Source organism: Pandoraea oxalativorans (genome assembly GCF_000972785.3).
Lineage (GTDB): Bacteria > Pseudomonadota > Gammaproteobacteria > Burkholderiales > Burkholderiaceae > Pandoraea > Pandoraea oxalativorans.
The window spans coordinates 1,102,930-1,125,685 of sequence record NZ_CP011253.3; the positions used below are offsets into that span (position 1 = coordinate 1,102,930).

Annotated in this window: 19 protein-coding genes; 16 read left to right on the forward strand and 3 right to left on the reverse strand. The window is 64.3% G+C overall.

Annotation, left to right across the window (positions count from 1 at the left end):
* Positions 1-25: 25 nt before the first annotated feature.
* On the forward strand, positions 26-1,360 hold the full coding sequence (locus MB84_RS05080) for an MFS transporter (RefSeq protein WP_046290978.1): 1,335 nt from the start codon (positions 26-28) through the stop codon (positions 1,358-1,360).
* Positions 1,361-1,491: 131 nt separating this feature from the next.
* Here MB84_RS05080 and MB84_RS05085 read toward each other — a convergent pair whose 3' ends face one another.
* A complete protein-coding gene (locus MB84_RS05085) occupies positions 1,492-2,361 on the reverse strand; it encodes a LysR substrate-binding domain-containing protein (RefSeq protein WP_046290979.1) in 870 nt (289 codons plus the stop codon).
* Positions 2,362-2,491: 130 nt separating this feature from the next.
* On the opposite strand from MB84_RS05085, the gene MB84_RS05090 reads away from it, so the two are divergent.
* From MB84_RS05090 to MB84_RS05115, 6 genes are all read left to right on the forward strand, one after another.
* On the forward strand, positions 2,492-3,517 hold the full coding sequence (locus tag MB84_RS05090) for an ABC transporter ATP-binding protein (RefSeq protein WP_211279346.1): 1,026 nt from the start codon (positions 2,492-2,494) through the stop codon (positions 3,515-3,517).
* Entirely contained in the window at positions 3,514-4,620 is a 1,107-nt protein-coding gene (locus MB84_RS05095) for an ABC transporter ATP-binding protein (RefSeq protein WP_046290981.1), read from the forward strand. Before MB84_RS05090 ends, MB84_RS05095 begins: the two co-directional genes overlap by 4 nt.
* Before the next feature lie 43 nt (positions 4,621-4,663).
* Positions 4,664-6,166 carry an ABC transporter substrate-binding protein gene (locus MB84_RS05100; protein WP_046290982.1) on the forward strand — a complete coding sequence of 501 codons (1,503 nt, stop codon included), beginning with the start codon at positions 4,664-4,666 and terminating at the stop codon, positions 6,164-6,166.
* Between the two features lie 13 nt (positions 6,167-6,179).
* The gene (locus tag MB84_RS05105; RefSeq protein WP_046290983.1) at positions 6,180-7,124 is read left to right on the forward strand and encodes an ABC transporter permease; all 945 of its coding nucleotides are present in this window, start codon (positions 6,180-6,182) and stop codon (positions 7,122-7,124) included.
* Between the two features lie 12 nt (positions 7,125-7,136).
* A complete protein-coding gene (locus MB84_RS05110) occupies positions 7,137-8,075 on the forward strand; it encodes an ABC transporter permease (RefSeq protein WP_245725483.1) in 939 nt (312 codons plus the stop codon).
* A gap of 78 nt (positions 8,076-8,153) precedes the next feature.
* Positions 8,154-9,791, forward strand: coding sequence for a gamma-glutamyltransferase family protein (locus MB84_RS05115; RefSeq protein WP_046290985.1), 1,638 nt, complete (start codon positions 8,154-8,156; stop codon positions 9,789-9,791).
* Between the two features lie 12 nt (positions 9,792-9,803).
* Here MB84_RS05115 and MB84_RS05120 read toward each other — a convergent pair whose 3' ends face one another.
* Together MB84_RS05120 and MB84_RS05125 are read right to left on the reverse strand one after the other, a co-directional pair.
* Positions 9,804-11,171, reverse strand: a complete 1,368-nt coding sequence (locus tag MB84_RS05120) for an MFS transporter (protein WP_046290986.1) — start codon at positions 11,169-11,171, stop codon at positions 9,804-9,806.
* Between the two features lie 107 nt (positions 11,172-11,278).
* Positions 11,279-12,565, reverse strand: coding sequence for a flavin-dependent oxidoreductase (locus MB84_RS05125; protein WP_046290987.1), 1,287 nt, complete (start codon positions 12,563-12,565; stop codon positions 11,279-11,281).
* 123 nt (positions 12,566-12,688) lie between these two features.
* Here MB84_RS05125 and MB84_RS05130 point away from each other — a divergent pair, with 123 nt between their 5' ends.
* The 9 genes from MB84_RS05130 (at position 12,689) to MB84_RS05170 (ending at position 22,642) form a co-directional block, all read left to right on the forward strand.
* Entirely contained in the window at positions 12,689-13,630 is a 942-nt protein-coding gene (locus tag MB84_RS05130; RefSeq protein WP_046290988.1) for a LysR family transcriptional regulator, read from the forward strand.
* A gap of 288 nt (positions 13,631-13,918) precedes the next feature.
* Positions 13,919-16,375: an MCP four helix bundle domain-containing protein gene (locus MB84_RS05135; RefSeq protein WP_046290989.1), complete on the forward strand. Its 2,457-nt coding sequence runs from the start codon at positions 13,919-13,921 to the stop codon at positions 16,373-16,375.
* 104 nt (positions 16,376-16,479) lie between these two features.
* Positions 16,480-17,208, forward strand: coding sequence for a methyl-accepting chemotaxis protein (locus MB84_RS05140; RefSeq protein ID WP_046290990.1), 729 nt, complete (start codon positions 16,480-16,482; stop codon positions 17,206-17,208).
* A 30-nt stretch (positions 17,209-17,238) separates the two neighbouring features.
* A complete protein-coding gene (locus MB84_RS05145) occupies positions 17,239-17,808 on the forward strand; it encodes a hypothetical protein (RefSeq protein ID WP_046290991.1) in 570 nt (189 codons plus the stop codon).
* A 77-nt stretch (positions 17,809-17,885) separates the two neighbouring features.
* The gene (locus tag MB84_RS05150; protein ID WP_052652970.1) at positions 17,886-18,527 is read left to right on the forward strand and encodes a chemotaxis protein CheX; all 642 of its coding nucleotides are present in this window, start codon (positions 17,886-17,888) and stop codon (positions 18,525-18,527) included.
* A gap of 48 nt (positions 18,528-18,575) precedes the next feature.
* Positions 18,576-18,941, forward strand: coding sequence for a response regulator (locus MB84_RS05155; RefSeq protein WP_046290992.1), 366 nt, complete (start codon positions 18,576-18,578; stop codon positions 18,939-18,941).
* A 191-nt stretch (positions 18,942-19,132) separates the two neighbouring features.
* Complete coding sequence (locus MB84_RS05160) at positions 19,133-19,708, forward strand: MarR family winged helix-turn-helix transcriptional regulator (protein WP_084009612.1); 576 nt, start codon at positions 19,133-19,135, stop codon at positions 19,706-19,708.
* Positions 19,709-20,071: 363 nt separating this feature from the next.
* Positions 20,072-21,337: a 3-(3-hydroxy-phenyl)propionate transporter MhpT gene (gene mhpT, locus MB84_RS05165; RefSeq protein WP_245725484.1), complete on the forward strand. Its 1,266-nt coding sequence runs from the start codon at positions 20,072-20,074 to the stop codon at positions 21,335-21,337.
* Positions 21,338-21,499: 162 nt separating this feature from the next.
* The gene (locus MB84_RS05170; RefSeq protein ID WP_046290993.1) at positions 21,500-22,642 is read left to right on the forward strand and encodes a porin; all 1,143 of its coding nucleotides are present in this window, start codon (positions 21,500-21,502) and stop codon (positions 22,640-22,642) included.
* Positions 22,643-22,756 lie beyond the last annotated feature (114 nt).

Below are 22,756 nucleotides of genomic sequence, written 5' to 3' on the forward strand. Positions count from 1 at the left end.
TCCCGATCCGCGAGGGGGTCCGATAATGTCAAGCAGTGCTCATCAATCGCCGACGCAACCGGGGGTACCCGGCGCGCAGACAGCGCACGATCACGGGAGCAAGTCCCGCATCGCGCCTGAGGAAATCGCGGTCGGCGTCGTGGTCGGACGCGCCTCCGAGTACTTCGACTTCTTTGTGTTCGGCATCGCTGCCGTCCTCGTCTTTCCACACGTTTTCTTCCCGTTTGCGGACGGCCTGCATGGGCTGCTGTACTCGTTCACCCTCTTCTCCTTCGCCTTCATCTCGCGCCCGTTCGGCACCGCGCTCTTCATGAACGTGCAGCGCCGCTGGGGACGCAGCGTCAAGCTCACGGCGGCGCTGTTCGTGCTCGGTACGGCAACGGCGGGCATGGCCTTCCTGCCCGGCCATGCGGTGATCGGCGACAAGGCCATCTGGCTGCTCGCTTTCTTCCGTCTGGTACAGGGCATCGGCTTCGGCGGCTCGTGGGACGGCTTGCCGTCGCTGTTGGCGATGAACGCCCCGCCGCAGCGTCGTGGCTGGTATTCGATGATGGGGCAACTGGGCGCGCCGATCGGCTTCATCATCGCGGCGTCGCTGTTCCTGTTCCTGCACTGGAGCCTCGATCCGGACGACTTCCTCACCTGGGGCTGGCGCTATCCGTTCTACGTCGCCTTCGCCGTGAACGTGGTGGCGCTGTTCGCACGGCTGCGTCTGGTTGTGACGAACGAATACACGGCCATGCTCGAAGAGGGGCAACTGGAGCCGATCAGCACGCGGGAGATGGTGCGCTCGCAGGGCTACAACATCTTCCTCGGCGCGTTCGCGGCGCTGGCAAGTTATGCGCTGTTCCACCTGGTGACGGTGTTCCCGCTGTCGTGGATTTCGCTGCAAAACACGCAGGATCTGAACAGCGTGCTGATCGTGCAGCTCTGCGGCGCGGTCATCGCCATCATCTGCACGGTGATTTCCGGACGCATTGCCGACCGTATCGGCCGACGCACGACATTGGGCCTTTTCGCGCTGTTCATCGGCGTCTTCGCCCTGTTCGCGCCGTTCCTGATGGGTGGCGGTTCGGTGGGGCAGGACATCTTCATTCTGGTCGGCTTCGGCCTGCTCGGCCTGTCCTACGGTCAGGCGGCAGGGACGGTGACGTCCAACTTCGAGCAACGCTTTCGCTATACCGGCGCGGCGCTTACAACGGACTTCGCGTGGCTGTTTGGCGCGGCGTTCGCACCCCTCGTCGCACTCGGTTTGTCGGCGGAGTTCGGGCTGATCGCAGTGAGCGGCTATCTGCTCTCCGGCGCGGTCTGCACGCTGCTCGCACTGCGCATCAACAAGGCGTTCGAAACGAAAGACTGAGCGCCGCTCGACAATTTCACCTCACGTTGTTTCCCGCCAACGGCGCGACAAAGTTCGCGCCGTTGTCATTGGTGCGACTTGTTCGTGCGGGTCAAACCCGCCCAAATTCGCTCAGATCCGCTCAGACCCGTTCAAACGTCGTACAGCATGCCCGCAATCGCGGCGGTGATGTTATGCGTGCGCGAGTCGTGTTCGCGATGGATCATGCCCACGGTGCGAAGCAGCGGTGGCTCGGCAATCGGGACGATGCGCAGCAGCGGGTCTGCATGCCAATCGCCCCGATGCAGCAACGGCAATACCGATACGCCCACGTTCTTGCGCACGAGTGCGACGATCGTCTCGATGGAGTTCAGTTCCAGATATTCCGTCACGCTGAGTTTCGCTGCGCGCAACGCCTGCTCGACGACAAGACCGGTTCGCACGCGGCGGTCGAAACGCAGAAAGGCGTGCGCGTCGAGAATCTGCTGAGGATCTGACTCCGCGACGTCACGATTGACGACCATCACCATCGGCTCTGTGTAGAGCGGCGTCCAGACCAGTCCGTCGGCACGGGCGTCATCCGCACGCGCGACCACGGCGGCGATGTCCACTTCGCCCTGTTCGACGAGGTCGGTCAGTTCGTCCGAGCGCGCGGAGGTCAGCCGCACATCGAGCTGCGGGTGCGCCGTCTTCAGTTCGGCGACCACGAGCGAGAGCGCACCGATGACCGACACCACGGCGCCGATGGTCACGGGGCCCTCCATCGCATCAACCGGGGAGGTCGTCAGCTCGGCCGTGAGCGCCAGGATCTGCTCGACACGGGGAAACAGTTCGCGCCCCTGACGCGTGAGCGTAATCTGCCGCCCGCGCCGGTCGAACAGCCGCTGACCAACGGCGTCTTCCAGCCCGCGCATCTGCAAACTGACGGCTGCCTGCGTCAATGCGGCGCGCTCGGCCGCCGCCGCAAACGAGCCGGTTTGGGCCACCAGACGAAACGTCTTCAACATGCGCAGCGTGAGCATTTGGGAAGTAAAAATAACTTAAGCATGAAAAAGAAATATTAATATTTCCTTTGCGTGCGGGGAAGACATAATCGTGTCATGCACATCCCGCATGAGCGGGTGGCCGACCCACACAACGCGCCCCATGACCATGCCCGCAGATGCTGGGCCGGTGCTTGATGTCACCGGACTGTCGCTGAAATTCTCCAAGGCACCCGACGCGCCGAATCTGATCGATGGCGTCTCTTTCGCCGTGCACGCCGGCAAGACGTTGTGCATCGTCGGCGAATCGGGATGCGGCAAGAGCGTGACGTCGCTCGCCCTCATGGGCCTGTTGCCCAGCCCACCGGCGAACCTCGTGGCCGGACGCGCCATGTTCGAAGGCCGCGACCTGCTGGCGCTGGACGAGCGCGACTTCGCGGACCTGCGCGGCAAACGTCTGGCGATGATTTTTCAGGAGCCGATGACCTCGCTCAATCCGTCCTTCACGATCGGTCATCAGATCGAGGAGGGCGTTCGGCGACATCGTGGCCTGGACCGGCGCGCCGCGCGTGCCGAAGCGCTCGACATGCTCAAGCTCGTGCGCATTCCCGCGCCCGAAACCCGGCTCGACAACTATCCGCACGAACTCTCCGGCGGCATGCGCCAGCGCGTGATGATCGCGATGGCGCTCGCCAACCGTCCCGCGCTGCTCATCGCCGACGAGCCGACGACGGCACTCGACGTCACGATTCAGGCGCAGGTGCTCACGCTCATTCAGACGTTGCAACGCGAAACCGGCACCGCCGTCGTACTCATCACGCACGATCTGGGCGTGGTGGCCGAAGTCGCGGACGACGTGGCCGTGATGTACGCCGGGCGCATCGTCGAGTACGGCACCGTGAGCGAGATTTTCGACGATCCGCAGCACCCTTACACCATCGGGCTGATGGGCGCGATTCCGTCCATCGGCAAACGCGAAGGCACACTGGCGACGATTCGCGGCGCCGTGCCCTCGCCGGAGCGCATGCCTGCGGGATGCCGTTTTGCGCCGCGCTGCCCGGTTGCCGAAGCGCGTTGTACCCGTGAGGCCCCGCCCGAGCGGACATTGTCCGGCACGCACCGCGTGGCGTGCTGGCTCGCGCCGGTCGAGTCGCTCACGCCGCCGCCGTCCGTGCGCGAGGAGGCCGTGGCATGAATGCACCATCGACAATCCCCCTGCTGCTCGAAGCCCGCGATCTGGCCAAACACTTCGGCGGTCATCGCGTGGGCTTTTCACGCGCCCCTACGGTATATGCCGTGGGTGGCGTGTCGTTCGCGGTGCAGGCGGGCGAGACGTTCGCCATCGTCGGCGAATCGGGCTGCGGAAAATCCACGCTGGGACGTCTGCTGCTGCGACTTCTCGACGCAACGCGCGGCGAAGTGCGCTATCAGGGTGAAGACATCATGACGCTGGGGGCGGGCGCGATGCGGCGTCTGCGGCGCGAACTCCAGATCATCTTCCAGGACCCGTTCGCGTCGCTCAATCCGAGCATGACCGTGGGCGGCCTGATCGGTGAACCGATCGCGCTGCATGGTCTCGCGCACGGCCGTGCCCGCGACGAGCGCGTCGCCGAACTACTACGCACCGTCGGCCTGCAACCGGACTACGCACAACGCTTCCCACATGAATTTTCCGGCGGGCAGCGCCAGCGCATCGGCATCGCACGCGCGCTTGCCGGTGAGCCGCGCGTGATCGTCGGCGACGAACCGGTTTCGGCGCTCGACGTCTCCGTGCAGGCGCAGGTCATCAACCTGCTCGAACGGCTCAAGCACGACTTCGGCCTCACGCTCATCATGGTCGCGCACGATCTGGCGGTGATTCGCCACATGAGCGACCGGGTGGCGGTGATGTACCTCGGTGAGATCGTCGAACTGGCGAGCGCCGATGCGCTCTTCGACAACCCGCTGCATCCCTATACTCAGGCGCTGCTTCAGGCGATTCCGGCGAGCCGTCCGCATCTGCGACGCGAGCGCGCGCCGCTGGGCGGCGAACTGCCGAGCCCGACTGCGCCGCCGCCGGGCTGCCGCTTCCACCCGCGTTGCCCGCATGCGCGCGACGCGTGTCGGATGCAGAAGCCGGTCGACGAAGTGCTGCCGGACGGCCGACAGGTCGCTTGCCACTTCTGGCGCGAGATCCAGAACGCCGGGGCAAGCCCGGCGCGGGCGGCGGCACCAAGCGAGAAGCTGAGCGAGCGGCTGGCGCTGTATCGGGCGCGGCAGTCGCAGGCCGATGCAACCGCGGCCCGCACGAGTGCATAAGAACACCTTCACGACACCATCACACAGACAAGGGATCACACGCATGCGCAACGTTCTGCTCGATCTTGTATTGGCGGCGGCTCTCACGACCGGCGCGGCTTCGGCCATGGCGCAATCGACCATCCGGATTGGCTTGCAGGAAGACATCGGTTCGCTCGATCCTGCGCGCAGTTCGCAGGTCGTCGACCGCATGGTGCTGCGCTCGCTGTGCAGCTCGCTGGTCGATATCGGTACCGATCTGCAGTTCGTGCCGATGCTGGCTACCGCATGGAATGTGAGCGCCGACGGCAAGACGTGGACGTTCAAACTGCGCAAGGGCGTGAAGTTCCACGACGACGAGCCGTTCAACGCCGCTGCCGTGAAGGCCAACCTCGACCGTGCGCGCACGATGCAGGCCAGCAACCGCAAGAGCGAGCTGTCGTCCATCGATCATGTCGACGTGGTGGACGACTCGACCGTGAACATCGTGCTCAAGACCCCGGACTCGGCGCTGCTCGCCACGCTGTCCGACCGTGCGGGAATGATGCTCGCGCCCAAGACGCTGGCCGACGATGCGAGCGTGCAATCGAAGCCGGTGTGTTCCGGCCCGTACAAGTTCGTGCAGCGCGTGCAGAACGATCGCGTGGTGCTGGAGAAATTCCCGGGCTTCTGGGAAGCCGACAAGTACCCGATCCAGAAGGTCGTCTTCCTGCCGATTCCGGACACGACGGTACGTCTCGCGAACGTGCGCTCCGGCTCGCTCGACATGCTGGAGCGTCTCTCGCCGTCCGACGTGAAGTCGGTCAAGCGCGACGCGAACCTCACCTTCATCTCGATGGACGGACTGGGCTACTACGGCCTGACGTTCAACGTCGCGCCGAATGCGAACAAGGCGCTGCGTGACAAGCGCGTGCGTCAGGCATTCGATCTGGCCATCGACCGCGACGCGATCAATCAGGTGATCGGCGGCGGCATCTTTACGCCCGCCAATCAGGCATTGCCGCACTCCGGGCAGTATTACGACGCGTCCATCAAGACCACGAAGCGCGACGTTGCCAAGGCGAAGGCGCTACTGAAGTCGGCCGGTTTCGAGAAGGTCAACGTGACGCTGAGCTTCGGCAACAGCACCGTCTCCAATCAGATGGCGCAGATGTTGCAGGCGATGCTCGCGGAAGCGGGCATCACGCTCAAGCTGCGTCCGATGGACTACGCGGCAGCGCTCGACGCGGCGCATCGTGGCGACTTCGACGTGCTCTACAACGGCTGGTCGGGACGCGTCGACCCCGACGGCAATCTGCATCAGTTCGTCTCTTGCAAGGGCAACCTGAACTACGGCCAGTACTGCAACGCCGAGGTCGACAAGCTGCTGAACGACGCCCGCGTGAAGTCCACCGTCGCCGAGCGCAAGCCGCTGTATGACGCCGCGAACAAGATCCTGTCCGATGAAGACCCGATCCTCTATCTGTACGTGCAGCCCTGGCCGTATGTGCTCACGAAGAAGGTGCAGGGCTTTGTGGCCTACCCGGACGGCCTGATCCGTCTGCGCGGCGTGGCCATCAAGGGCTAAGGGGACTGCCGCCATGCTGCGCCTCGTCGTCCATCGTGCGCTGGTTGCCATTCCCACGCTCATTATCGTGTCGATGATGATCTTCGGGTTGCAGAAGATGCTGCCCGGCGATCCCGTGCTTGCGATGGCTGGCGAGGATCAGAACCCGCAGGTCATTGCCGCGCTGCGCGAGAAGTATCACCTCGACAAGCCGCTGCCCACGCAGTACGCGCTGTGGATCGGCAGCGTGCTGCGAGGCGACCTCGGGAATTCGCTGCGCACGGGCGAACCGGTGACGAATCTCATCGCGCAGAAGTTGCCCGTCACGCTGCAACTGGCCATGTTCGGCCTCGTGATCGCCATCGGTATCGGTATTCCGCTGGGTATTCTCTCGGCGGCCAATCGTGGCAAAGCCATCGATTACGGATCCAACGTGCTGGCGCTCTCGGGCATGTCGATTCCGAACTTCTGGCTTGGCATTCTGCTGATCTTTCTCATTTCCGTGCGCTGGCAGTTGCTGCCGTCGTCGGGCTACGTGCCACCGGGCGAAGATTTGTGGATGAGCTTCAAGACGATGGTGATGCCTGCCTTCGTGCTCGGGGCGGCGCTGGGTGCGCAACTGATGCGTCACACGCGCAGCGCGATGCTCGGCGTGCTGCGCACCGACTACATCCGTACGGCGCGCGCGAAGGGCATGCTGCGCGGTACGGTGGTGCTCAAGCATGCGTTTCGCAATGCGCTGATTCCGATTGTGACGGTGCTGGCGCTGCTGTTCGGCGAGTTGCTGGCGGGGGCTGTGCTGACGGAGCAGGTCTTCACGATTCCGGGCTTCGGCAAGCTGGTCGTCGACGCCGTGTTCAACCGCGACTATGCGGTGGTGCAGGGTGTCGTGCTGGTGACAGCCGTGAGTTTCATCGTGCTGAACCTGCTGGCCGACGTGCTCTACGTCCTGCTTAACCCGCGCCTGCGTCGCGCCTGAGAGTCCGGGAACATGGCTGCTATCCATACGACACAGACGTCATCCTCTTCGCCAGCATCGGACGCGAACGCGACCGTCGCACCCGTGCCCGCCGCGGTGAGCGCGGAGCGCCTGCCGCGCCGCCGCAATCGCGGGCTGCGCAAGTTCGCGCGCAACAAGGCGGCGGTCGCCGGGGCGATCATCGTTGCGTTCGCGGTGCTCGTCGCACTGCTTGCGCCGTGGATCTCGCCCTACGATCCGATTGCCACGAGTTTCCTGACGGTGCGTCAGGCGCCGAGTGCGCTGCACTGGTTCGGTACCGACGAGCTGGGCCGCGACATTCTTGCGCGCATGATCTACGGCGCGCAGGCGTCGCTGGCGGCAGGTGTGGTGTCGGTCGGTATCGCAGTGATCGTGGGCGTGCCGCTCGGGCTGCTCGCGGGCTACTTTGGCCGCTGGGTCGACGCCATCGTCTCACGGCTGGCCGACGCGCTGCTGTCCATCCCGTTCCTGATTCTGGCCATTGCGATGGCGGCGTTCCTCGGTGCGAGCCTGACCAACGCGATGATCGCCATCGGCGTGTCCGCCATGCCGCGCTTTGTCCGGCTGGCGCGCGCGCAGGCGCTCACCGTGAAGGCGGAGGAGTATGTCGAGGGGGCACGTGCCATCGGCCTTGCGGACACGCGCATCATCGTGCGCTATATCCTGCCGAACGTGCTGCCGCCGATCATCGTTCAGGCCAGTCTCACGGTTGCGACCGCGATCATCGCCGAGGCGAGCCTGTCGTTCCTCGGGCTGGGGCAATTGCCGCCGCTGCCGTCGTGGGGCTCGATGCTCAACACGGCCAAGGACTTCGTCGAGCAGGCGCCCTGGATGTCCATTTTTCCCGGTATCGCCATTTTCCTGACGGTACTCGGCTTCAACCTGCTGGGTGACGGGCTGCGCGATGCGCTGGATCCTCGCGAGCAATAAACGTCACGTAACCAAAGCAACATCACGCTCCGGCAGACTTATTCCAACCATTCGAGACAGAGGTCATCAGCGATTCCCATGACGCACTTCAACTGGCAAAACCCGTACCCGACACCGCGCCTGCCGGTGTTCGCCCGCAACATCGTGTCGACGTCGCACCCGCTCGCCGCGCAAGCCGGCCTGCGCATTCTCTGGCAGGGCGGTAATGCCGTCGATGCCGCGATTGCCGCAGCCGCGTGCATGACCATCGTCGAGCCGGTTTCCAACGGTCTGGGCGGGGATTGCTTCGCGCTGGTCTGGGACGGCAAGCAGGTGCATGGCCTGAACGCCTCCGGCACCGCACCCGGCGCATGGAACGTCGATTACTTCCGCAAGAAGTACGGCGAGGAGCACGGCATCGCCAAACAGCCGATTCGCGGTGTCGACTCCGTGAGTTTGCCCGGCGTGATCGCCGGTTGGGAAGCGCTGCACGCGAAGTTCGGCAAGCTGCCGTTTGCCGACCTGATGGCCCCGGCCATCGAGATCGCCGAGCGCGGTCACGCTGTCGCGAACATCGTCGCGCGCAAGTGGGCCGCTGCGGTGCCCGAACTCAAGAACCAGCCCGGATACGCGCAGACGTTCATGCCGAATGGCCGTGCGCCGACCACCAGCGAGATGATGCGCATGCCTGGCCACGCCCGTACGCTGCGTCTGCTGGCGAAAGAGGGCCCGCGCGCGTACTACGAAGGCGAGATCGCCGAGCGCATCGTGGCGTGGAGCACCGAGCATGGCGGCGTGATGACGACCGACGACCTGCGCAATTATCGTGCCGACTGGGTCAAGCCGATCGAGAAGGACTATCGTGGCTACACCGTGCACGAAATTCCGCCGAACGGGCAGGGCATTGCGGCGCTGATCGCACTGGGTATTCTGGACAAGTTCGACGTCTCCAGCCTCGCGGTGGACCGCGTGCATTCGCAACACTTGCAGATCGAGGCGATGAAGCTGGCCTTCGCCGATCTCTACAAGTACGTGGCCGATCCGCGCTCGATGGAAGTGACGCCGGAGCAGATGCTCGACGACGCTTACCTGAGCGAGCGCGCGAAGCTCATCGATCCGGACAAGGCGACGCACTTCGACTTCGGCATGCCGAAGTCGGGCGGCACGATCTATCTGACTGCGGCCGACGAGCAGGGCATGATGGTCAGCTTCATCCAGTCGAACTACATGGGCTTTGGCTCGGGTGTCGTGGTGCCGGACTACGGCATTGCGCTGCAAAACCGTGGTTGCGGTTTCTCGATGGACCCGAAGTCGGCCAACGTGGTCGAGGGCGGCAAGCGTCCGTTCCACACGATCATTCCGGCGTTCCTCACGCAGAAGGTCAACGGCCAGCACGAGGCCGTGATGAGCTTCGGGGTGATGGGCGGCGACATGCAGCCGCAAGGCCATCTGCAATCCGTGGTGCGCATGCTCGACTACGGTCAGCAACCGCAGGCTGCATGCGACGCGCCGCGCTGGAAGGTCAATCGCGACTTCACCGTCGATATCGAATCGACGATGGACCGCGAAACGGTGGCCGGGCTCGTGGCGCAGGGCCACAAACTCAAGTCCATCGACGACCCGTACATGGACTTCGGCTCTGGCCAGTACATCTGGCGTCTGGATCGCAACGATCCGGAGCGCGGCTACGTCGCTGCAAGCGACAGCCGTCGCGACGGCCTCGCTGCGGGCTACTGAGTTCGTCGCTTGTCAGGTCGCGTCGCTCGCAGTGCGGGCGACGCGACGGGCTTCAAGCCGTGCTTCACGCTGCGCGAGAGCACTGATCGTAAAGGCCGCCACCCCGGCGATGGCCACCGGCACGGCGGCCATCATGAACAGATGCTGCGGGTCCCAGTGCAGGGCCAGCAGCACACCACCCACCATCGGCCCGGCGATGGAGCCGATGCGCCCGATCCCCAGCGCCCATCCCACGCCCGTGCCGCGAATCGTCGTGGGATAGGTGCGTGCGGCCAGGGCGTTCGCGCCGATCTGTCCGCCGACGACGCAGAACCCCGCCGCGAAGATCGTCGCAGCGAGTACGGCGACCGATGTGCCCGCCAGTCCCACCAGCACGACGCACACCGCTGCGCCCAGATACACCACGCCAAGCGCCTTGAAGGGCGGCACCCGGTCGAATACACGGCCGAGCGTGAGCGTGCCGAGCGTGCCGCCGATTTGCAGCATGGAGGTGATGATCGCAGCGGTATCGAGTGCGATGCCCGCGTCGTGAATCACCGTCGGCAGCCAGCTCGACAGGAAGTACAAATCCATCAGGCTCATGAAGAAGATCACCCACAGCAGTGCTGTGATTCGCGCACGCTTGTCCGCGAAGAGGGCGGATACGCTGGCCTGCCCCTTGGCGTGCACGTCGATCCCGCTGTCGATGCGCACGTCTTCCGGCAGATCGGGGGCGAGTTTTCGCAAGACGGCAAGCAGCCGCGCCGGGTGCTTTGCCTGCACGACGAGAAAGCGCGGCGATTCGGGCAGATGCCGCCAGGCGAGCAACGCGGCGGCGAGCGGCAGCAAACCGCCCACGACGAAGACGGACGGCCAGCCGTAATCGCGAATCAGCCCGGCCGCAGCGAGTCCGCCGAGCGCCGCGCCCAGCGAGAATCCGCAGAACATCACCATGATGGCGGTGGAGCGCACACGCTCGGGGGCGAACTCGCCGGTCAGCGCAATCGCATTGGGCATCACGCAGCCCAGGCCAATGCCGGTAAGCAGTCGCAACACCAGCAACGCCGGGACGGACGACGCGAACGCCGTCGCGAGCGACATCGCCCCGAAGATCAGCATGCCAGCGATCAGCACCGGTCGCCGCCCGATGCGATCGGACACCGGTCCGCCGACGAGCGCGCCGAGCGTGAGGCCGACCAGACTGGCCGAGAACACGGGACTGAGCGCCGAGCGTTCGATGCCCAGCGCATGCACGATGGCCGGGGCCACATAGCCGATGGCCTGCGTGTCGAAACCATCGAGAAAAACGATCAGCCCGCAGAGCGCCGTGACGAATGTCCGATAACGGCCGAAGGGCCGTTCGTCGATGAGCGCGCGCAGATCGATGCTGGGTTGGGGCATGGCACTGTCTCCATGATCGGCCTCGTTGGCGAGGCTCTGTCGAATAGGCAAAAAGCGCGCGCACCCGGGGGCGCGCACGCGTCATTGGCAGTCGGCTGCCAGGTGACTCAACGACCGGTCTGTGCCGCCTGAGCCGTCGGGTCAGCCTGAGCAGCGTTCAGTACTTCCCGGTTCAGACCCGCGACGTTCTTGTAGCGATTCGAAATCTCCGCGAGATCGGCGGCGCTGATCACATCGTCGATATGCGTAAAGGGCTTGTCGCCGCTCAGTTCGTGCACCGTTTGCAGAATCGCGTCCGGCGGCGCTTTGCGGTTCATCAGCACCACGTCGGCGGTCGCCTTGCCGCGAATGCGCTCGTAGGCGTCCAGCGCCTCGGGCGTGAGCCCATGTTCGCGCAATTGTGCTGCAAGACATGGGGCGTCGAGAATCGCCTGACCCGCGCCATTCGAGCCGCGCGGCACCATCGGATGCGCGGCGTCGCCCAGCAACGTGACCCGCCCGAAGCTCCAGCGCGGCAACGGATCCTGATCGACCATCGGATATTCGAGAATCGTCTCGGTCGCCTCGATCATGCCCGCCACATCGAGCCAGTCGAAATGCCAGTCGGCGAACGCGGGGAAGAAGTCTTCCAGACGCCCCACGCCGTTCCAGTCACGACGTGCCGGGTGCGGCGCTTCGATCTCCGCAACCCAGTTCACCAACTGATTGCCGTGGCCGTCGACGTTGTTGCGAATCGGGTAGATCACCATCTTGCCCACCGACAGCCAGCCCGCGCGCACCATCGACGCACCGCTCAGAAACGGCGGCAGCACGACGCTGCCGCGCCACATGTTCACGCCGGAATATCGCGGCGCGCCCTCAGTCGGATAGAACTGCTTGCGTACGACCGAATGGATGCCGTCTGCGGCGACCAGCAGGCGTGCCGTGACCGGCGGCAGGGCGTCGCCGTCCGGCGACTCGAACGAGATCGTGACCTCGTCGTCGTCCTGCAGAAAGCCGGTGCAGCGATGTCCCACGACGACCGCGTCTTCTCCAAGGCGCTCCCGCACGGCGGCCAGCAACACGCCCTGAAGATCGCCCCGATGAATCGAGAATTGCGGCCATGCGTAACTGGCATGTTCTCCGGCGGGCTCGCTGTAAACGAACTGGCCGAAGCGGTTAAAGAACGCCGACTCGCGCGTCGTCACCGCAATGTCGCGCAGCGCGGGCGTCAGGCCCAGCCCGTCAAGCACGCGCGCGGCGTGCGGCAGGATGTTCACGCCGACGCCCAGCGGACGAATTTCGGGGACAGCCTCGAACACGCGGCAGGCGATACCGGCTTGATGCAAATTGAGCGCGAGCGTCAAACCGCCGATACCTGCGCCGACGATGGCCACATCGATCGATGGGGGCATGGGAAAGTCTCCTGAGCGCGAATGCGCAGATGGTTCTGGAATGGCCACCATTAAAGCGCGTCGTCAGTCATCAGGGAATTTTGACTATCATATGAATTAATATGAGTCAGTTATGAATCGACGATGAACATCTCACTGCGTCAACTGAAAGCGTTCGTACTCGTGGCCACGCTGGGCAATTTCACGCGTGCGGCCGAGCGGCTGCACATCACGCAGGCGGGCTTGTCGGTGATGATGCGCGAGATCGAAACGCAACTCGGCAGCCGTCTGTTCGACCGCACGACACGCAGCGTGACGCTGACCGACGCCGGTCATGCCTTGCTCCCGGTCGCGAGCGCGGCCGTGAGCCAGCTCGATGCCGTCGCGGGACAGATCGCAACGTTCGGGCAGGTGTCGCGCAAGACGCTGCGCATCGCGGCCACGCCACTCGTGTCGTCGCATCTGATGCCCGAATGGTTCGGCACGTTTCAACAGGCGAATCCCGATGTGGACCTGCGACTGCATGAAACCGAACTTGCACAGGTGCATGCGCTCGTCGAGCAAGGTGAGGCGGACATGGGCTTCGGCTTTTTCACCAAGGCATCGCACGGCATCGAGCGAACGCTGCTGCAATCGTTTCGTCTGATGCGCGTGACGGCGACGACGCGGCCCGTGCGCAAAACGGGAAACCCCAAAGCACAGGCGGGCGATGCATCGTGGCATGCCCTGCGGGACGAACCGCTGATCGGTCTGCCATCGGACAATCCGATTCAGCAACTCGTCGAGGCGCATCTCGCGCGCATCGACAGGGCAGACGAGCCACGCGCCGCGTTTCGCCGCTTCGAGACACTGATCGGCATGGCCGAGGCCGGTATCGGCACCGCGATTGTGCCGACCTTCGCGCTACCGGCGTGTCGTCATCGCGCGGTCCGTTGGGAGGTGCTCACCGACCCGGAAGTCACATTGGGTTTCCATCGCATCGTGAAACGTGGGCGTGCGAAGCCCGAACTGTGGCGACAGTTCACCGAACGGGTCGTCGAGTCGCTGCAACGCATCGATGCCGTCGCGGACGAGCGCAGAAGTTAGTACTGGCTGGGTGGCGGCTGTCACGCGATGGACGGGGGACGTTGTGAGGACCGAAATCTTAAGGGGCGAGGGAGGTCGATGCCGTCAGTACGCGCTCACTCATCTCGGATTCCTACACGGCGCTACGGCATCGAGGTAACGTGAAGCTTCTGTTGATTCATCGAATCGTCACAGTTCACCCGCAATAATCACGGCGCACGAGGAATCTACAAACTAATTCGGCGGCCGATCTACTGCGTCAAATCACGCGTGGCACCGGGCGCCGGTGCGACCCGGGGAAATGACGCAATGACCATCCGTCATCGAATAACGCTGTTGGTGATCCTGACGTTTGTCGCGCTCTCGATCATTGGTGGCTACGCGGTCTATCAGACACGCGCCAGCGCTCACAAAGTACGGCAGGTAACGGAAGGCGTGGTGCCCAGCGCACTCGCTTCCGCCGATCTCGTCTCGCAAGTCAAGGCGGTGCAGATCGCCACGATGACGCTGGTCTACGCGCCCGACGACACCGTCGTCGAGCAGGCGCTGGACAATCTCAAGAAGCTGCGCGGCGACATCGACCAGTCGCTCGCCCGTCAGGCCGAAGGTGCCGCAAGCGACGCCCAGAAGGGGCTCGTGACACAGGCGAGCGAGAGCGTCGAGAACTACTTCAACGCCATCAACGACACCGCCAAACTCAAGCAGGCGGGCAAAACCGAGATGGCGCAGGCGTTCCTCTTCGCGATGGTCGCGCAGTACCGCGACGAACTCGAAGGCGTGGTCAACACCCTGCGCGTCGAGAAGAACCGTCAGAAAGACTCGGCCATCGCCACGCTCAACGACACGCTCTCGACCACCACGACTGCCATCGGCATCGTGACGGGGCTGGCCATTGTGCTGCTCACGGCCATCGGCGCGCTGCTGTATCGCCAGATTACGCGTCCGCTCTCGCGCATGCAGGCCATGATGAGCGAGATCGCGAACAGCCAGGACTTCACCCGTCGCGTGCCGGTCGGCCGCATGGATGAAATCGGGCACTCCATCGTCGCGTTCAACGGGATGATCGAGAAGATTCAGGAGCGTTCCGCGCAACTCAAGCAGAAGACGGCCGACATTCAGGCGATGTTGCAGAACATGCAGCAGGGCATTCTGACGGTCGTCGACGGCTCGAAGGTGCACGGCGAGTACTCGGCCTACCTCGAAGCGATCTTCGAGACGCAGGACATCGCCGGTCGCGGCGTGATGGATCTGGTGTTCGCCGATAGCGATCTGGGATCGGACGCCGTCTCGCAAGTCGAAGCGGCCATCGATGCCTGTATCGGTCAGGACGCCATCAACTTCGCATTCAACGAACACCTGCTGGTCGGCGAGATCGGCAAGCGTATGCCGGACGGTCGCGTGAAGCAACTCGATCTGACGTGGTCGGCGATCACCGATGAGACCGACACGATCCTGCGCCTGATGCTGTGCGTGCGCGATGTGACCGAACTGCGCGAACTCGCGGCCGAAGCGAACGAGCAGAAGCAGCGTCTGGAGATGATCGGCGAGATTCTGGCGGTGAGCCAGGAGAAGTTCCATCACTTCATCGAAAGCTCGACGGGCTTCATTCGCGAGAACGAACGCATCATTCGCAAGCATTCGCAGGCCGACAGCGCGGCCATCGCAGAACTGTTCCGCAACATGCACACGATCAAGGGCAACGCGCGCACGTACAACCTGCAATACCTGACGAACGTCGTGCACGAGACCGAGCAGCGCTATCACGATCTGCGCCAGCCGGACGAGGCGCGTCTGTGGGATCAGGACGGCCTGATGCGCGAACTCGAACGCGTGCGCAACGCCGTCGACACGTATGCCCAGATCAACGAGATGAGCCTCGGTCGCAAGGGCCCGGGACGCACCGCCGACGAACAGTCGATGGTCGTGGACCGCGCGCACATCCGCGCGAGCCTGCGCATGCTCGAAGCCGCCGATCCGAACGATCTGCATCAACTGGTCGCCATGCGCGACGCCGTGCACCAGACGCTCCGCCTGCTGGGCACCGAAGGCGTGGGCGAAGCGCTGGGCGGCGTGCTCGATTCGCTGCCGTCGCTCGCGGGCGAACTCGGCAAGCCAGCCCCGGCCGTGCGTATCGACGACAACGGTTACCGTCTGCGCGCCCCGGCCGTGCGCATTCTGCGCGACGTCTTCATGCACTTGCTGCGCAACTCGATGGACCACGGTCTGGAAGGGGCAGAAGAGCGCCGTGCGAAGGGCAAGCCCGCCGCAGGCACCATCGATATCGAAGTGGGTCTCGATCACAACATGCTGCAAGTCACGCTCACCGACGACGGCCGTGGCCTTGCGCTGCATCGCATCCGCAGCATCGCCGTGGAGCGCGGCTGGATCACTGCCGAGACGTACGTCGCCGACGAACAGATTGCGCAGTTCATCTTCCGTCCGGGCTTTTCGACGGCGTCGAGCGTCACCGAGGTGTCGGGGCGTGGTGTCGGCATGGACGCCGTGCAGGACTTCGTGCGCCGCGAACATGGCCGCATCGAACTGCGCTTCACGGATGAACGCAAGGGCGCGGAATTCCGCCAGTTCCAGACGGTGGTGTGCCTGCCCGACAACCTCGTGGTCGACGGCTTCGATCTGAACAGCGTGGCGGCCGACGCCGTCGACCTGCCCGCGTTGGACGACGGTGTCCCGCAAGCCGGATCGAACGGCCTGACGGCGGCACAGGACACGTCACGAGACGACCTCTCGCAAACCGGGAAGGTCTGAGGCGCGAGCAATAGCGTCGGGCCCCGGCGTCAGGACGCTCGGCAAAGGCGGCGCAGACCCGACTGGGCTGCGGCCGCCACGCCGCTTTCGGAGATGGATCGAGTATGGAAGCAGTTCAATGGCTATTCGCGGGTGTGGCGTCAGGGCTTATCGGTGCGGGTGTCGCGGGTTACGTCGTGCATCGCTGGCGCATGGCGCAGGCCACGGCGCATTGGCGCGCGCTGACCAAGACGCACGACGAAGCGCTGGAGCAGGCGCTTGAGCGCGAGCGTGTCGCCGTCGCAGGCAAGGACGCACTCGTGCAGTCGCATGACGACGCCATCGCCGCATTGCAGGCGCGCCTCGCGCAGGCCGAGCAGGACCTGCAGACCGCACAGAAGTCGGAAGCGTCGGTGCTGCAAGACAAGGCGATGTGGCAGGGCGAAGCGCAGCGCATCGCGGGCGAAGCCGCCCGCCTGCGCGGTCTGGCGGCCACGTTCGAGCGCTGGCACGAGCAGATGATCTCGCTGATGACGCAGAACCAGGACATGCACGCGAAGAACCACGAACTCGCGTCGATCGTGCGCCATGTGCTGATCGTCTCGCTCAACGCGTCCATCGAAGCGGCGCGTGCGGGCACGGCCGGGCGCGGCTTCGGCATCGTCGCGAGCGAAGTGCGCGCCTTGGCGACGCGCTCGGAAGAACTCTCGAAGAGCTACCGCGACAGTCTGCATCGCAACGACGTCACGACCACGGCGACGTTCCAGGACATTCAGGCCGGCGGCAAAATGATTGCGGCGTCGCTCTCCAGCGTCGAATCGCTGGCGCAGCAACTGCATTCCCGTCTCCATTAAGCACTCAGCACTCAGCAGGCAGGTTACGTTGTGATCAGCGCTCAAGCACGCGACAGTTTCGAACGCATCCTTCACAAGGCGGCGCGCACGCGGCTCGCCCGCTCGGCCGACGCGCTGTGCGAGATTGCACCGCTGGCGGTGCAGCAGGCCGACGCGTCGGATACGACCATGAGCCTCGAGCTGAAGGTACGCCACGCCAACGTGGTCGTGCTCACGATCTCGGGCATCGATTTTCGCATGCTGCTCGTGCTGCATTTCGACGAAGACGACGCCACCCGCGCGTACTTCGTGGGCGACGATCAGGAGAAGTCGTTTCGCGAAGCGTTCCTCGAAATCGGCAACCTGTGCTGCGGGGCAATCAACCAGGAGTTGCTGGGTTACTTCGCCGATCTGGGCATGTCCACGCCCTACGTGCTCAGCGCGCGCTGCGTGCCTCACCTCATGCAGCTCAAGCCGAACCATCTGGCGTCGTGGGACATCACGCTCGACGGTTCGGTCAGTCTGGCGGCCACGCTGTGCGTGTGTGCGCATGCACCGCTGGACTTCAACGCCGATGTCAGCGTGACGCAGGACAGCGGTGGCGAACTGGAATTGTTTTGACGCGACTCGCGCACCGCCGATCGCTTCAGGTCGCAGCCCGTCGCCTTTCATGAATTACGCATTAGGAGACCACCACAATGAACCGAAGCACCCCCCGCGAGTCGGTCAGCCAGTTCCTGATCCTCGAAGACAGCGTCGAACATGAATACCCGGACGCGCTGGTGCGCGGCATGATCGACATCACCGACGGCGTGTTCCGCGGTTTGTTCGGCGACGTCGAAGTGACCTGCGATTCGCCCAGCGTCGTGCGCGAGCGCATCATCTTCGGCGAGGTGTTCAGCCTGATTCCGCTTGAGAGCGCCTGGTGCCGTGGCTACATGATGATGCAGGCCGAGCAGGTGCCGTTCATGCAACTGCTCGAACACACCGGCCGCTGCGAAGGGCAGGCCGGTTTTCGCGAACTCAACGGCATGCTGGGCGAACTGACGAACCTGATCTGGGGCGCATTCAAGAACCGCTACATGGGCGATCCGCTCGCGGTGGATCGCACGCAGGTGCAAGTGCCGCTGCTCATCAACCACAAGCAGAAGTACATCACCTTCGGCACCGATAACCCGCAGCTGTGTTTCGTCTACCGTCTGACCGATCCGGTCAACGCACAGATCGTCACGCTGCATCAGCACTTTGTCTTCAGCCTGAACTGGTCGCCCGAAGCGTTTCGCGAGGCGGCACAGAGCGCGACTGAGCCCGTCGAGACCGGGGCGCTGGAAATGTTCTGAGATCCCGGCTCGCCAATTCACTCTCTCTTACACACAAAGGACAACACCATGTCGAAGATTCTCGTGGTCGACGATTCGAGTACCGTGCGCGACGAAGTCGCCGGCTTTCTGCGCAAGAACGGGCTGGACGTGGACACTGCCGTGGACGGTCGCGATGGCCTCGCCAAGATCAAGGCCAGCCCGGGCGTGCGTCTCGTCATCAGCGACGTGAACATGCCGAATATGGACGGCCTGACGATGGTCGAGAAGATTCGCGGCGAACTCGCGAATGCGTCCGTCAATGTCGTGATGCTCACCACCGAAAGCAGCCCGGCCATGAAAGAGCGCGGTAAAGCCGCCGGTGTGAAGGGCTGGATCGTCAAGCCGTTCAAGGGCGATGCCGTGCTGGAAACGTTCCGCAAGCTCGCCAGCTGATATCGACGAGCCTCGCGACTTGCTCTCGGCACCGGAGGTCTGCGGGGGCTTCTTGCGACCCGGTCGGGTCGCGAACGCCGCTCATCGTCGGGATGAATCGCGGACAGACCGTCGCCACCGGCCCGGTGGCGGCGTTACACTGCTGACTTTCCCGCATTACGCGAAAATCCCCGCATTCTCGCTGACTCATCATGAGCGTCGTACCCTCGAAGAAGAAGACTGCCGCCGCAGCTTCCGCCAGCGACTCACGTTCGCACGACACGCCGGACAACGTCGCGCTTGCGGCCGATGGCGACGTGGAACCTGCGGCCTCCACCGATGCGACGGGTGCCGATGTCCGCCCGCGCCGGTCCAAGCTGCGCCTGACCTACGTCATCGCCAGTCTCGACCGTTTGCTGCGCCGACACATGTCGGAAGCGCTCGCTCCGCTGGGCCTCACGCTCGCGCAATTCACCGCGCTTTCCGTGCTCGATGCGCGCGGCAAGCTCTCCAACGCGCAACTTGCGCAACGCTCGTTCATCACGCCGCAGTCCGCCAACGAAGTGGTGAGCGTCATGGCATCGCGTCAGTGGATCACCCGCGAGCCGGATCCGAATCACGGCCGGATCGTACTGCTGCAACTGACCGACGAAGGCCGGCGCGTGCTCGCGCAATGCGAAGCCGTCGCCAAGGAAATCGACACGCGCATGCGTGCCGGTGTGGCGCGCGACGACGCTGCCGCCGTGCAGCGCCATATCGAAATGTTCGTGCGCAATCTGCGCGACTGACTCCGGGTTTGTCCTGACCGGACAATGGCTTGTATTGTCAGGTTGCTTGATATTAAATGGAGTCCGTCACCCCAGTCGGCGTCATCGTACGCCGACCGGCGGCTAACCGGATCGCGCCCCGTTGGCAAAAGTCTGCCGACGCCAAAAAATGAGCGTGAAGAAAGCGCGCGCGACCGAATCCCAGTGACCCGGTAAGACGAAAGCGATGCAACGCTCTCGCGGCGTTGTCGCGTCCGTCGTACGTGCGCCCTTAATGTCAGGTTGCCTGATTAAGTGGGGTGCGCGGCAGGCGTTCTTTACCGAAGTCGACGGACCGTGCGGGGTGGCAACCGACATCCCTAAAAGAAGATCACAGGAGACACCATGAAATCGAATCGGGAGGGTGGCGCGCAAGCGTTGCCGTTGGGCGATGACGGAACCGGCGGGGTCGGCAGTACGGCGAATTCCGTCGCGCTGACACTCGCGCTGTGCTTCGCGGTGGCGTTGCTGGAAGGTCTCGACTTGCAGTCGGTCGGGGTCGCGGCGCGCGGCATGGCGAAGGAGTTCGGCCTGAGCGTGGCCCAGATGGGCATTGCGTTCTCGGCGGGCACGTTCGGTTTGTTGCCGGGCGCGATGGTGGGCGGACGCCTTGCCGACAGCATCGGCCGCAAGCGCGTGCTGATGCTCAGTGCTGCGCTGTTCGGTGTGTTGTCGATCGCCACGGCGTTCGTGTCCGATTTCTGGATGCTGGTGATCGTGCGCATGCTCACGGGCGTCGGGCTGGGCGGCGCGATGCCGAACCTCATTGCACTGTCGTCGGAGGCGGTAGCCCCGCGTCTGCGCGGCACGGCGGTGAGCATCATGTATTGCGGCATTCCGCTGGGGGGCGGCATCGCGGCGACCATCGGCATGCTGGCGGTGAGCGACGCCGACTGGCGGCACATCTTCTACGTCGGCGGCCTCGGCCCGATCCTGCTGCTGCCGTTGCTCGCCTGGTTCCTGCCGGAGTCACGCGCCTTCGCAGCGGCGACGTCGCAAGGGCAGCGCGCCACGCCGGCGCCGATGATGTCGGTGCTGTTCTCCGAAGGGCGCGGCCTCTCGACGGTGCAACTCTGGCTGTCTTACTTCTGCACGCTGATCGTGCTGTACTTCCTGCTCAACTGGCTGCCGTCGCTGATGGGATCGCGTGGCCTTGCACGTGGCGAAATCGGCTGGGTGCAGATTCTCTTCAACGTGGGTAGCGCCGTCGGCGTGCTGGGACTGGGCTATCTGATGGACCGCGCGCGCATGTCGTTCGTGATCGGCGGCATGTATCTCGGCATGATCGTGTCGCTCGTCGGTCTGGCCGCCGCACACGGTTTCGGTGTGCTTGCCGTCGCCGCATTCTTCGCGGGCATGTTCATCATCGGTGGCCAGTCGGTGCTTTATGCGCTCGCGGCTGCCTATTACCCGACGGCCATGCGTGGCACCGGCGTGGGCGCAGCGGTTGCCATCGGTCGCATCGGTTCCGTGGTTGGCCCGCTCGCCGCCGGCATGTTGCTCGCCGTGGGCAGCAGCGCAGCGGTGGTGATCGGCGCAAGCATTCCCGTGACGATCGTGGCCGCACTGGCGGCACTCACGCTGATCCGTCGTCCCCGCGCGGCCGACTGAGTTCGCTTCACGAGTTGGCTGGAAAGGTTGACTCGACTCGGCCTCGCTTGTGCGCGACGGACGGCATGCAAAGGCCGCCGTCGCGTTTTTTCTGGCACATCGCCGGACGCATCGCCTGATTCACGTAGCACACATAACGACATCAATAATCTGGAGACTTTCATGGCTTTTCGCATTTCACGTCACACGCTTGCGCCATTGGCGGCGGTCGCCGCGTTGGCGGGACCGTCCATCGCTAGCGCGCAGTCCAGCGTCACGCTGTACGGCATCGTCGACACCGGTATCGAGTACGTCTCGCATGCGAGCCCGAACGGCTCGGTCGTGCGTATGCCGGGCGTGACCGGCGAACTGCCGTCGCGCTGGGGGCTGCGCGGCAGCGAAGACCTCGGCGGCGGACTCGCGGCCATCTTCCAGTTGGAAAGCGGCTTCAACATTCGTGGCGGCGATCTCGGTCAGGGCGGCCGATTGTTCGGCCGTCAGGCGTTCGTTGGCGTGAAAGGACCGTATGGCACGCTGTCGTTCGGCCGCCAATACACCATGACGTATTACGCGCTGCTGGGCTCCGATATTCTCGGGCCGGACATCTATGGCATGGGCTCGTTCGACGCCTACATCCCGAACGCCCGTGCGGACAACTCGGTGACTTATCAGGTCGGCTGGCAGGGCCTGACGTTCGGCGCTGGCTATTCCTTCGGCCGCGACTCGGCGGGCACCGGCAATTCGCCGGGGCAGGGCACCTGCGCCGGACAAGTGCCGGGTCAGTCGGTGCAATGTCGCGACTGGTCGGTCATGCTCAAGTACGACGCGAGCAACTTCGGCGTGGCGGCGTCGTATGAAGAGCAGCGCGGCGGCACCAACGCGGCCGCCAACTTCTTCGACGGGCAAGCCACGTCCGCCTTCGCCAGCAGCGGCGACAAGGACACCCGAACGACCCTCGGCGCGTACTACAAGTACGGCGCCTTCAAGGTCGGCGGCGGTTGGCTGGGGCGTCGTGTGTCGACGTCTGCCGTCAACACGCATTCGAACCTGTTCTATTTCGGCGCAGCGTATAGCGTCACGCCCGCGTGGCTGGTCGACGCCGAGGTCTATCGCATCATCAACAGCGACCACGACACGCGCGGCACGATGACCACGCTGCGCGCCACGTACTCGCTCTCCGTACGCACGGCCGTCTATGCACAGGCCGCCTACCTCTTCAACAGCGCCCGCGCAGCCTATTCGGTCAGCGGCGGCGGTGGCGGCACCACGCCGCCCGCAGGCGAGGGGCAGGCCGGTGTGATGCTCGGCATGCGGCACACGTTCTGATGTTCTGATCACGCGCGGACCGATCTTCAGGGTTTCCCCTGAAGTCGCCGCGCTTGCAATGTAAGGTAACCTGATATTAAATTGTGTCTGTCGGCAACGCTGCGCACCACTCCC

Excerpts from the sequence above, each read along its gene's own strand:
- MB84_RS05080 (WP_046290978.1), top strand. The coding sequence starts at position 26 with ATGTCAAGCAGTGCTCATCAATCGCCGACGCAACCGGGGGTACCCGGC.
- MB84_RS05085 (WP_046290979.1), bottom strand. The coding sequence starts at position 2,361 with ATGCTCACGCTGCGCATGTTGAAGACGTTTCGTCTGGTGGCCCAAACC.
- MB84_RS05090 (WP_211279346.1), top strand. The coding sequence starts at position 2,492 with ATGCCCGCAGATGCTGGGCCGGTGCTTGATGTCACCGGACTGTCGCTG.
- MB84_RS05095 (WP_046290981.1), top strand. The coding sequence starts at position 3,514 with ATGAATGCACCATCGACAATCCCCCTGCTGCTCGAAGCCCGCGATCTG.
- MB84_RS05100 (WP_046290982.1), top strand. The coding sequence starts at position 4,664 with ATGCGCAACGTTCTGCTCGATCTTGTATTGGCGGCGGCTCTCACGACC.
- MB84_RS05105 (WP_046290983.1), top strand. The coding sequence starts at position 6,180 with ATGCTGCGCCTCGTCGTCCATCGTGCGCTGGTTGCCATTCCCACGCTC.
- MB84_RS05110 (WP_245725483.1), top strand. The coding sequence starts at position 7,137 with ATGGCTGCTATCCATACGACACAGACGTCATCCTCTTCGCCAGCATCG.
- MB84_RS05115 (WP_046290985.1), top strand. The coding sequence starts at position 8,154 with ATGACGCACTTCAACTGGCAAAACCCGTACCCGACACCGCGCCTGCCG.
- MB84_RS05120 (WP_046290986.1), bottom strand. The coding sequence starts at position 11,171 with ATGCCCCAACCCAGCATCGATCTGCGCGCGCTCATCGACGAACGGCCC.
- MB84_RS05125 (WP_046290987.1), bottom strand. The coding sequence starts at position 12,565 with ATGCCCCCATCGATCGATGTGGCCATCGTCGGCGCAGGTATCGGCGGT.
- MB84_RS05130 (WP_046290988.1), top strand. The coding sequence starts at position 12,689 with ATGAACATCTCACTGCGTCAACTGAAAGCGTTCGTACTCGTGGCCACG.
- MB84_RS05135 (WP_046290989.1), top strand. The coding sequence starts at position 13,919 with ATGACCATCCGTCATCGAATAACGCTGTTGGTGATCCTGACGTTTGTC.
- MB84_RS05140 (WP_046290990.1), top strand. The coding sequence starts at position 16,480 with ATGGAAGCAGTTCAATGGCTATTCGCGGGTGTGGCGTCAGGGCTTATC.
- MB84_RS05150 (WP_052652970.1), top strand. The coding sequence starts at position 17,886 with ATGAACCGAAGCACCCCCCGCGAGTCGGTCAGCCAGTTCCTGATCCTC.
- MB84_RS05155 (WP_046290992.1), top strand. The coding sequence starts at position 18,576 with ATGTCGAAGATTCTCGTGGTCGACGATTCGAGTACCGTGCGCGACGAA.
- MB84_RS05160 (WP_084009612.1), top strand. The coding sequence starts at position 19,133 with ATGAGCGTCGTACCCTCGAAGAAGAAGACTGCCGCCGCAGCTTCCGCC.
- mhpT (WP_245725484.1), top strand. The coding sequence starts at position 20,072 with ATGAAATCGAATCGGGAGGGTGGCGCGCAAGCGTTGCCGTTGGGCGAT.
- MB84_RS05170 (WP_046290993.1), top strand. The coding sequence starts at position 21,500 with ATGGCTTTTCGCATTTCACGTCACACGCTTGCGCCATTGGCGGCGGTC.